Here is a 10,427-nt window from a genome sequence, read left to right on the forward strand (position 1 = left end):
AGGCAAACCGTGACCACAGGTCTGGGGATGCCGGCGGCCCCGGCGCCCACGCTGGCGCCACGACGCAAGACGCGGCAGCTGATGGTCCGCGATGTCGGGGTAGGCAGTGATCACCCGATTTCGGTGCAGTCGATGTGCACCACCAAGACGCACGACATCAACTCGACCCTCCAGCAGATCGCCGAGCTGACCGCCACCGGCTGCGACATCGTCCGGGTGGCCTGCCCGCGTCAGGAGGACGCCGACGCGCTGCCCGCGATCGCCAAGAAGAGCAAGATTCCGGTCATCGCCGACATCCACTTCCAGCCGAAGTACATCTTCGCCGCCATCGACGCCGGCTGCGCCGCGGTGCGGGTAAACCCGGGCAACATCAAGGAATTCGACGGACGGGTCGGCGAGGTCGCCAAGGCCGCCGGCGAGGCCGGCATACCGATCCGCATCGGCGTCAACGCCGGATCGCTGGACAAGCGGTTCATGGAGAAGTACGGCAAGGCCACACCCGAGGCGCTGGTCGAGTCGGCGCTGTGGGAGGCCTCGCTGTTCGAGGAGCACGGCTTCGGCAACATCAAGATCAGCGTCAAGCACAACGACCCGGTCGTGATGGTCGCCGCCTACGAGCAGCTGGCCGCGCAGTGCGACTACCCGTTGCACCTCGGTGTCACCGAGGCCGGTCCCGCGTTCCAGGGCACCATCAAGTCCGCGGTGGCGTTTGGCGCGCTGTTGTCGCGCGGCATCGGCGACACCATCCGGGTGTCGCTCTCGGCGCCGCCCGTCGAAGAGGTCAAGGTCGGCACCCAGATCCTGGAGTCGCTCAACCTACGGCCGCGCTCGCTGGAGATCGTGTCCTGCCCGTCGTGTGGTCGCGCCCAGGTCGACGTCTACACCTTGGCCAACGAGGTCACCGCCGGACTCGACGGCCTCGACGTCCCGCTGCGGGTGGCCGTGATGGGCTGCGTCGTCAACGGTCCGGGGGAGGCCAGGGAGGCCGACCTCGGCGTCGCGTCGGGCAATGGCAAGGGCCAGATCTTCGTCCGCGGTGAGGTGATCAAGACCGTGCCCGAGGCGCAGATCGTCGAGACCCTGATCGAGGAGGCCATGCGGCTTGCCGCGGAGAAGGGCACGCAAGGCACAGAAGCGAGCGGTTCGCCTGTTGTAACCGTAAGCTGAGACTTGGCCCACTCGGGCTAGAACAGTCGGTCCCAGAAAGAGTCAGCATGTCGGCTCCGCCCCTCCGCCGAGTGGTGAACGAGCGACGGGTGTCGGTAGTGCGCGACGGCGCCGCGGTGCGCCGTGTCTTCGACGACGATCCGATCGGGTCGTGCATGGTCGCCGCTCGGGTGGCCGATCACGGCATCGATCCCAACGCGATCGGTGGCGAGCTGTGGACGCGCCGCGACCCCGAGGAGTCGCTGTGCTACGCCGGTGCAAACCTGATTCCGCTGCGCGGCCGACTGAGTGACCTATATGCCTTTGCCGACGCGGCGTTGACCGTATCGCGGCGGTGCTCGTCATTGGTCGGCCGGGCCGAGTTCGTGATGCCGATGTGGCACCGACTGGAGCCGGCTTGGGGCCCGGCCCGCGATGTGCGCGAGCACCAGCCGCTGATGTCGCTGAACTCGATGCCGGCCTGCGCAATCGACCCCGAGGTGCGCCAGGTGCGGCCCGACGAGATCGACACCTACCTGGTGGCCGCGGTCGACATGTTCATCGGCGAGGTGGGCGTCGACCCGCGGATCGGTGACGGCGGACGCGGCTACCGACGTCGGGTGGCCAGCCTGATCGCGGCGGGTCGAGCGTGGGCCCGCTTCGAGGACGGCGAGGTGGTCTTCAAGGCCGAAGTCGGTTCCCAGTCACCGGCGGTCAGCCAGATCCAAGGGGTCTGGGTGCGTCCCGAGCGGCGCGGCCAAGGTCTGGGCACGGGCGGCACCGCGACGCTGGCAGCGGTCATCGTGGGCACCGGGCGCATCGCCAGCCTCTACGTGAACGACTTCAACACGGTCGCCCGGGCCACCTACGACCGAATCGGCTTCGTCGAAGTCGGTACCTTCGCGACGGTCCTGCTGGACTGAAGCTCGTCTCGTCTGTCCGCTCGTGCGCCGAGATTGACGTTAGCGCGTTCGCTACTCGCACTTCTGCTGCTTAACGTCGATCTCGGGGTGAAACCCAGCAGAATCCCGCCAGCGGTATCGCGTAACAATTCAATCTCGGTGCGCCTCCGCCGGTCGTGCGCCCCGATTTCATAACATCTGCCTCAATGGCAACAAAAATCACAGTGGTATCGGCCACAAGCTCTGCCTTGGCGGTGCTTGTCACGACGGCTGCGGTGTCGGCCTGCACTCCGCGTCCAGAGGGTCCCGCGCCGGCAGCCGAGCGGTACTTCGCTGCGTTGTCCACCGGCGACACGGCGGCCGCCGCCGAGCTCAGCGATGCTCCCAGCGACGCACGCGAAGCGCTCAACGCGGCGTGGGCCGGGCTGCAAGCCGGCCATTTGGACACCCAGATCCTCGGCTCGAAATACACCGAGGACATCGGCACGGTGAAATATCGCTACACCTGGCATCTGCCGAAGAACCGGACATGGACCTACGACGGCCAGCTGAAAATGGCGCGCTACGAAGGACATTGGCAGGTCCGCTGGAGCACCACCGATCTGCACCCACGCCTCGGCGAGCATCAGACGTTCGCGCTGCGGGCCGACCCGCCGCGACGCGCCGCGGTGAACGAAGTCGGCGGCACCGACGTATTGGCCCCCGGTTACCTCTACCACTACACGCTGGACGCCTCGCGGGCCGGCGGCTACCTGATCACGACGGCCCGTGCGGTCGTCGATGCGTTGCGGCCGTTCGACGACACGCTCAACGACCCGCAGCGACTGGCTGAGCAGGCCAGCTCGTTGGGCAAGCCGATGGATCTGATTATGTTGCGCACCGACGACAACAACAACGTCGCCCCCGCGATCGGCAACCTGCCGGGCGTGGTGATCACTCCGCAGGCCGAGCTGCTGCCGACCGACTACCACTTCGCCCCGGCCCTGATGAGTCAGGTGAAGAAGGCCGTGGTCGACGAACTCGACGGCCAGGCGGGCTGGCGGGTGGTCAGCGTCAACCAGAACGACGTCGACGTCGCGGTGCTGCATGAGGTGGAGCCGTCACCGGCCCCGTCGGTCTCGATCAGCCTGGACCGGGCCGTGCAGAACGCCGCTCAGCATGCGGTAGACAACCAGAGTCGCCAGGCCATGATCGTGGTGATCAAACCCTCGACCGGGGAGATTCTCGCCGTCGCGCAGAACGCGGCCGCCGACGCCCTCGGCCCCGTTGCCACCACCGGCCTCTACCCGCCGGGGTCGACGTTCAAGATGGTCACTGCGGGCGCGGCCCTCGAGCGCGACTTAGCAAGCCCAAACACGCTTTTGGGTTGTCCCGGAGAGATCGACATCGGCCATCGCACCATCCCCAACTATGGCGGGTTCAATTTGGGTGTGGTGCCGATGTCACGGGCGTTCGCCAGTTCCTGCAACACCACCTTCGCCGAATTGGCCAGCCGGATGCCGCCGCGCGGTTTGACACAGGAGGCAAGCCAGTACGGCATCGGACTGGACTACCAGGTGGACGGCATCAACACGGTCACCGGCTCGGTGCCGCCGACAGTCGATTTAGCCGAGCGCACCGAGGACGGCTTCGGTCAGGGCAAGGTGCTGGCCTCCCCGTTCGGCATGGCGCTGGTCGCAGCCACGGTGGCCGCCGGCAAGACCCCGGTGCCGAAGCTGATCGAGGGACGGACGACCACCATCACCGGCGACACCACGCCGATCAGCGAGAAGGTGATCGGCAGCTTGCGCCCGATGATGCGCCTGGTGGTGACCAACGGCACCGGCAAGGACATCGCCGATGCCGGCGCGGTGTTCGGGAAGACCGGTGAAGCCGAGTTTCCCGGCGGATCGCATTCCTGGTTCGCCGGGTACCGCGGTGATCTGGCGTTCGCTTCGCTGATCGTCGCGGGCGGCAGTTCGGAGTACGCGGTGCGGATGACCAAGTTCATGTTCGACTGCCTGCCGGCGGACTATCTGGCCTGAAGAAAGTCGGCCTGGGAATGCATTCCAGTTTAAATGTCTGCGCATTTTCGTCCAATAAGTATGAAAGGGCTCCCGTAGCTGCCCCACGCGTACAGGTCGTCGAACCGGAGCCCGTGCATCCGGTGGCGGTAGATTAGAAGCGCCATGACGCGCCCTGACGAACTGACCGAACTGCGGGTATCAGATGCCGACCGCAACGGCACCTTGCGCCGACTGCACAATGCGGTCGCGCTCGGGCTGATCGACATCGGCGAGTTCGAGGAACGCTCCTCGCACGTGTCCTACGCCCGGACCCGCAACGAACTGGACAGCCTCGTCGGTGACCTGCCCGGGCCGGGAGCAATCGTCACGTCTGCCGCCGACCGAGTGGAGCTGCGCGGCTGGGTCGGGTCGCTCAAGCGGCACGGCGAGTGGACCGTACCGACCCGGCTGGCGCTGGTGCGCCGGATGGGGTCGGTGGAGCTGGACCTGGTCAAGGCGCGATTCGCCGGGCCGGTGGTGGTGATCGAGCTCGACATGAGGTTCGGGTCGGTGGAAATTCGATTGCCCGACGGCGCCAGCGCATCGATCGACGACGTTCAGGTCTACGGGGGCAGCGCCAGCGACCGCCGGAAGACCGCGCCGCCCGAAGGCACCCCGCATGTGGTGTTGACCGGTCGGGTGGTGTGCGGCTCGGTAAAGATCAAAGGACCACGCCGGTCGTTGCTGCGCCGGCGCGGCCGCGGCTGACGCCAGATACCCTGGCGGTATGCCTGTTCGTTCCGCGCTGTCTGCCGGCGTGCTGTCGCCGACACTGCCGGTGCCCAAGTCGATCCCACGCCCGGAGTATGTCGGCAAGCCGACCGCGCGGGAGGGCACCGAGCCGTGGGTGCAAACGCCCGAAGTAATCGAGAAGATGCGGGTGGCGGGCCGGATTGCGGCCGGCGCGCTCGCCGAGGCGGGCAAGGCGGTCGCGCCAGGCGTAACGACCGACGCATTGGACCGCATCGCGCACGACTACATGGTCGACCACGGCGCCTATCCGTCAACCCTGGACTACAAGGGTTTCCCGAAGTCCTGCTGTACATCGCTGAACGAGGTCATCTGCCACGGCATCCCCGACTCGACGGTGATCGAAGACGGCGACATCGTCAACATCGACGTGACCGCCTACATCGACGGCGTGCACGGTGACACCAACGCCACGTTCCTGGCCGGCGATGTCTCGGAAGAGCACCGGCTGCTTGTCGAGCGCACCCACGAGGCGACGATGAGGGCGATCAAAGCCGTCAAACCGGGCCGAGCGCTGTCGGTGGTCGGCCGCGTCATCGAGTCCTACGCAAACCGGTTCGGCTACAACGTCGTTCGCGACTTCACCGGTCACGGCATCGGCACCACCTTCCACAACGGGCTGGTCGTGCTGCACTACGACCAGCCCTCGGTGACGACGATTCTCGAGCCGGGGATGACGTTCACCATCGAGCCGATGATCAACCTCGGCGCGCTCGACTACGAGATTTGGGACGACGGCTGGACGGTGGTCACCAAAGACCGCAAGTGGACCGCGCAATTCGAGCACACGTTGCTGGTCACCGAGTCCGGCGTGGACATCCTCACCCTGCCGTGACGTTTCCCCTCGCCAGGCAACGATGAGCGGTGCGCTGCTGGTCGCCGGCACCAGCTCCGACGCCGGGAAGTCGGTGGTAGTCGCCGGACTCTGCCGGTTACTGGCGCGCAAAGGTATCCGGGTCGCGCCGTTCAAGGCGCAGAACATGTCGAACAATTCCGCGGTCACCATCGAGGGCGGAGAGATCGGCCGGGCCCAGGCGATGCAGGCCCGCGCGGCCGGTCTGGCCCCCAGCGTGCGGTTCAACCCGATTCTGCTCAAACCCGGCAGCGATATGACCTCACAGCTGGTGATCCGGGGACGGGCCACCGACTCGGTCACCGCTGCCGAGTACTGGTCGCATCGCAACCGGCTATCCGACGTCGTGCTCGATGAATTATCGCAACTGAGAGCCGAATTCGATGCGGTGATCTGCGAAGGCGCCGGATCACCGGCCGAAATCAACTTGCGGGCAACGGACTTGGTCAACATGGGCCTGGCCCGGCCCGCGAACCTGCCGGTAATTTTGGTCGGCGATATCGACCGCGGCGGGCTGCTAGCGCATCTGTTCGGGACGGTGGCGGTGCTCGAACCCGACGACCAGGCGCTGGTCGCCGGGTTCATCGTGAACAAATTCCGCGGCGACCCCGCGCTGCTGGAGCCCGGGTTGCAGCAGCTCGCCGAGCTCACCGGTCGTCCGACCTACGGGGTGCTGCCGTACTGCGACGACCTGTGGCTTGACGCCGAGGATTCCGTCTCGGTGCTGGCGCACCGCATCATCGGCAGACCGCAACCGCCGCGCGGCTCCGAATGGCTGCGGGTGGCGGTGCCGCGGCTGCCGCGGATCTCCAACTCCACCGATATCGAAGCACTGGCCTCCGAACCCGGCGTGCTGGTGCGTTGGGTCAGCCAACCCGCCGACCTGGTCGACGCCGACGTCGTCGTGCTGCCAGGCACCAAGTCCACCGTCGGCGACCTGGGCTGGCTGCGTGAGCGTGGGCTGGAGCAGGCCATCGCCGCACACGCCGCCGCACGCCGGCCGGTGTTGGGCATCTGCGGCGGCTTCCAGATGCTCTGCCGCTGCATCGACGACCCCGTCGAAAGCCGATCGGGCCGGGTCGAGGCCATGGGCATGCTGGACGTCGACATCGCGTTCGCTCCCGACAAGGTGCTGCGCCGCTGGCAGGGTTCGCACACTTCCCTCAGTGGCTACGAGATCCACCATGGCCGGGTGGCCCGCTGCGCAGAGGTCGCGTGGTTCGAGGTGGACGGATACCCCCAGGGGTATCGGCGCGGCCAGGTGTTCGGGACGCACTGGCACGGCCTGTTCGACAACGACGACTTTCGCCGTCTTTGGTTGACCGACGCCGCCGCGGCAGCCGGCCGGGACGGTTTTGTGGTAGCTGATGACATTGATGTCTCGGCGCGGCGAGATGGCCAACTGGACACCTTGGCCGACCTGTTGGACGCCCACCTCGACGTCGACGCCGTCACCGCGCTGTTGGACAATGACCCGCCGCCGCGTCCGACCATTGTCGCCGCCCTGCGCTGACAGCGACCGACTGTCGATTCAAAAGCGCGATCAACCAAGGGTTTTCGCGAAGACCGTTCCTTATTGTGGCTCTCGTCGTCCCAAGACGACGCGTCAGTTCCATATTGCGAGAACGTTTCCAACTGAAACTGTGTTAACGAACTGCGCGAAAACGGCCCGCGCGCGGGCCAATTGGCTGTAATTTGCTGTGGTGCCTTCGACGATGATGACAACCGTCGACGGGTTTCCCATCCAGGTCAGTGACACCGGTCCGGACAAGGGCTCCGTCGTGGTGTTGCTTGGTGCCGCTCAGCGGGCACCGGCCGCCTACGACGCGGTGTGTGACCGCCTGCATACTGCGTCGCTGCGGACGATCGTCGTCGGCCCGGACCCACGCCTGACGCCCAAGTCGGTGGTGGGCATTCTCGACGTGCTCGACATCAATTGGGGCGTGCTGGTCGGCGATCGGGTCGGCGGCGAGCTGGCCTGGGAACTGGCGGCGACCAGGCTGGACCGCTTCACCGGTCTGGTGGCCATCGACCGCGGGCATCCACGGGTCGCCGATCAAGCCGGGGTGATCCGCGACGATCACTGTCCGCCGGTCGAGATCAACACAACCGTGCTGGTCAGCACCCCGGCTGCGCAGGCGGTTGCGCGCGCCAGCCAGCGGTTCGTGTACGGCGACTACCGGGTGGTGGAGCTGCTGGCACGGCGCAACGCGCACGAGTCGACCGCCCAACTGGCCGCCGAGATCGTCCTGCGCACCAGCACCTGGTGACCGACACCGATCGCGAGCGCGGCGAGGCGCCGTTGTCGCGCGACAAACTCGAGCAGCTGATCGCCGCGGGTGATGTCGACACCGTCATCGTGGCGTTCAGCGACATGCAGGGCCGGCTGATGGGTAAGCGGGTCTCGGCGCGGTTTTTCATCGACGAGGTGGCCGAGGACGGCGCCGAGTGCTGCAACTACCTGTTCGCCGTCGACGTCGACATGAACACCGTCCCCGGCTATGCCATGGCGGGCTGGGACACCGGCTACGGCGACATGGTGATGAGGCCGGACCTGACGACGCTTCGGCTGATTCCGTGGCTGGCCGGCACGGCGCTGGTGCTGGCCGATTTGATGTGGCACGACGGCAGCCCCATCGAGCCCGCACCGCGTCGCGTCTTGCGCCGCCAACTGGACCGGTTACGCGAGCGTGGGCTGCGTGCCTATGTCGCCACCGAACTGGAGTTCATGGTGTTCGACGACACGTATCGCCAAGCTTGGGCGAGCGGATATCGCGGGTTGACCGCGGCCAGCGACTACAACATGGACTACGCGGTGCAGGCCTCAAGCCGCATGGAGCCGCTGCTGCGCGACATCCGGCAGCAGATGCAGGGGGCGGGTCTGCGCTGGGAGGCCGTCAAGGGCGAGTGCAACAGGGGACAGCAGGAGCTCGGGTTCAGCTACGACGAGGCGCTGATCACCTGCGACAACCACGGAATTTACAAGAATGGCGCGAAAGAGATCGCCGACCAGCACGGCAAGTCACTGACGTTCATGGCGAAATACGATGAGCGCGAAGGCAACAGCTGCCACATCCACATGTCGCTTCGGTCGCCGGACGGCTCCGCGGTCTTGGCCGACGAAGATCAACCGCTGGGCATGTCGCAGACGTTTCGCAGCTTTCTCGCCGGTCAACTGGCCACTTTGCGGGAGCTGACGCTGTTTTATGCACCGAACATCAACTCCTACAAGCGGTTCGCCGATCGCAGCTTCGCGCCCACGGTGGTGGCGTGGGGAGTGGACAACCGGACGTGCGCACTGCGCATCGTCGGTCACGGCGACAACATCCGGGTGGAATGCCGGGTGCCCGGCGGCGACGTCAACCAGTACCTGGCCGTCGCGGCGCTGATCGCCGGGGGGCTGCACGGTATCGAGCACGGCTTGCAGTTACCGCAGCCGTGCGCCGGCAATGCCTATCAAACCGCCGAGCACGGTGACGCTGCGCGGCTGCCCGGTACGCTGGCCGAAGCTGCGATGCTTTTCGACGCGTCGGCGGTCGCCCGTAAGGCGTTCGGCGAGGACGTGGTGACTCACTACGTCAACAACGCCCGCGTCGAGGTGGCCGCATTCAACGAGGCGGTCACCGATTGGGAGAGGGTGCGCGGTTTTGAGCGGTTTTGATCCGGCGACGATGCGGGCCGAAACGGCCCCAGAAGGAGCCGGGCGATCAAGCCCCAGACCCGTCGTTGGCCTGACCACCTACCTGAGTCAAGCCCAGACCGGCGTATGGGATGTTCAGGCCAGCTTTCTTCCCGCCGTCTACTTCCACGGCGTCACAGCGGCCGGCGGAGTGGCAGTGCTGCTACCGCCACAGCCGGTGGATCCCGACATCGCCGAGCGGGTGCTCGACGGCCTCGACGCGCTGTTGATCACCGGCGGCAAGGACGTCGACCCCGCCGCCTACGGGCAGGAGCCGCATCCGGCCACAGACCAGCCCGGCCGTCAGCGCGACGCCTGGGAATTCACACTGCTGAACGCGGCGCTCAAGCGCGAGCTGCCGGTGCTGGGCATCTGTCGCGGCGCGCAGGTGCTCAACGTCGCGCTCGGCGGAACGTTGCAGCAGCATCTGCCTGACGTCATCGGACACAGCGGGCATCGGGCCGGCAACGCGGTGTTCACCACGTTGCCGGTGCGCACGGTGCCGGGCACCCGGCTGGCCGAGCTGGTTGGTGAAACCGTCGACGCGAAGTGCTATCACCATCAGGCCGTCGCCGAGCTCGGCGAGGGCCTGATCGTCAGCGCCTGGGATGCCGACGGCGTCGTCGAGGCGCTGGAGCTGCCCGGGAACGGCTTCGTGCTCGCGGTGCAGTGGCATCCCGAGGAGAGTTTGGACGACCTGCGATTGTTCTCGGCGATCGTGGAGGCGGCGCGGTCATATGCGAGCGGACGGGTGAGCTGATGAGCCGCGCCGGCGACGATGCCGAGCGAAGCGATGAGGAGGAGCGGCGCCGATGAGCCGCGCCGGCGACGATGCCGAGCGAAGCGATGAGGAGGAGCGGCGCTGATGAGCCGCGCCGGCGACGATGCCGAGCGAAGCGATGAGGAGGAGCGGCGCGCATGAGCAGCCCTGTGTCAAGCCGCGGCTGTTTGTTGGTTGAGCAGGCGTTGGAGGGCGTTGTGTCGGGTTGGGTCGTAGGCGGTGTGGCCTTGCCAGCAATGCCAGATGACGTAGAGCCAGGCGCGGGCGAGGA

General features: G+C 66.7%; 9 protein-coding genes. All 9 read left to right on the forward strand.

Features of this window, described 5'->3' with window-relative positions:
- The first annotated feature begins 9 nt into the window (after positions 1-9).
- Positions 10-1,167 carry a flavodoxin-dependent (E)-4-hydroxy-3-methylbut-2-enyl-diphosphate synthase gene (gene ispG / locus ACLQI9_RS27325; RefSeq protein WP_442382539.1) on the forward strand — a complete coding sequence of 386 codons (1,158 nt, stop codon included), beginning with the start codon at positions 10-12 and terminating at the stop codon, positions 1,165-1,167.
- 47 nt (positions 1,168-1,214) lie between these two features.
- The gene (locus tag ACLQI9_RS27330) at positions 1,215-2,069 is read left to right on the forward strand and encodes a GNAT family N-acetyltransferase (RefSeq protein WP_442382540.1); all 855 of its coding nucleotides are present in this window, start codon (positions 1,215-1,217) and stop codon (positions 2,067-2,069) included.
- A gap of 185 nt (positions 2,070-2,254) precedes the next feature.
- The gene (locus ACLQI9_RS27335) at positions 2,255-4,072 is read left to right on the forward strand and encodes a penicillin-binding transpeptidase domain-containing protein (RefSeq protein ID WP_442382541.1); all 1,818 of its coding nucleotides are present in this window, start codon (positions 2,255-2,257) and stop codon (positions 4,070-4,072) included.
- 144 nt (positions 4,073-4,216) lie between these two features.
- The gene (locus tag ACLQI9_RS27340) at positions 4,217-4,801 is read left to right on the forward strand and encodes a DUF1707 SHOCT-like domain-containing protein (RefSeq protein WP_442382542.1); all 585 of its coding nucleotides are present in this window, start codon (positions 4,217-4,219) and stop codon (positions 4,799-4,801) included.
- A gap of 19 nt (positions 4,802-4,820) precedes the next feature.
- On the forward strand, positions 4,821-5,678 hold the full coding sequence (gene map / locus ACLQI9_RS27345; protein ID WP_442382543.1) for a type I methionyl aminopeptidase: 858 nt from the start codon (positions 4,821-4,823) through the stop codon (positions 5,676-5,678).
- A gap of 22 nt (positions 5,679-5,700) precedes the next feature.
- Positions 5,701-7,209, forward strand: a complete 1,509-nt coding sequence (locus ACLQI9_RS27350; protein WP_442382544.1) for a cobyric acid synthase — start codon at positions 5,701-5,703, stop codon at positions 7,207-7,209.
- Positions 7,210-7,414: 205 nt separating this feature from the next.
- Positions 7,415-7,966 (forward strand): alpha/beta fold hydrolase, encoded by a 552-nt coding sequence (locus ACLQI9_RS27355; protein ID WP_442382562.1) that lies wholly within the window; start codon positions 7,415-7,417, stop codon positions 7,964-7,966.
- Between the two features lie 32 nt (positions 7,967-7,998).
- Positions 7,999-9,357: a glutamine synthetase family protein gene (locus tag ACLQI9_RS27360; RefSeq protein ID WP_442382563.1), complete on the forward strand. Its 1,359-nt coding sequence runs from the start codon at positions 7,999-8,001 to the stop codon at positions 9,355-9,357.
- A gap of 10 nt (positions 9,358-9,367) precedes the next feature.
- Positions 9,368-10,135: a gamma-glutamyl-gamma-aminobutyrate hydrolase family protein gene (locus ACLQI9_RS27365; protein WP_442382564.1), complete on the forward strand. Its 768-nt coding sequence runs from the start codon at positions 9,368-9,370 to the stop codon at positions 10,133-10,135.
- Positions 10,136-10,427: the final 292 nt, after the last annotated feature.

This window comes from Mycobacterium sp. (assembly GCF_052143115.1).
In the GTDB taxonomy this organism is placed as follows: Bacteria; Actinomycetota; Actinomycetes; order Mycobacteriales; family Mycobacteriaceae; genus Mycobacterium.

Excerpts from the sequence above, each read along its gene's own strand:
- ACLQI9_RS27365 (WP_442382564.1), top strand. The coding sequence starts at position 9,368 with ATGCGGGCCGAAACGGCCCCAGAAGGAGCCGGGCGATCAAGCCCCAGA.
- ACLQI9_RS27355 (WP_442382562.1), top strand. The coding sequence starts at position 7,415 with ATGACAACCGTCGACGGGTTTCCCATCCAGGTCAGTGACACCGGTCCG.
- ACLQI9_RS27350 (WP_442382544.1), top strand. The coding sequence starts at position 5,701 with ATGAGCGGTGCGCTGCTGGTCGCCGGCACCAGCTCCGACGCCGGGAAG.
- ACLQI9_RS27330 (WP_442382540.1), top strand. The coding sequence starts at position 1,215 with ATGTCGGCTCCGCCCCTCCGCCGAGTGGTGAACGAGCGACGGGTGTCG.
- ACLQI9_RS27340 (WP_442382542.1), top strand. The coding sequence starts at position 4,217 with ATGACGCGCCCTGACGAACTGACCGAACTGCGGGTATCAGATGCCGAC.
- ACLQI9_RS27335 (WP_442382541.1), top strand. The coding sequence starts at position 2,255 with ATGGCAACAAAAATCACAGTGGTATCGGCCACAAGCTCTGCCTTGGCG.
- map (WP_442382543.1), top strand. The coding sequence starts at position 4,821 with ATGCCTGTTCGTTCCGCGCTGTCTGCCGGCGTGCTGTCGCCGACACTG.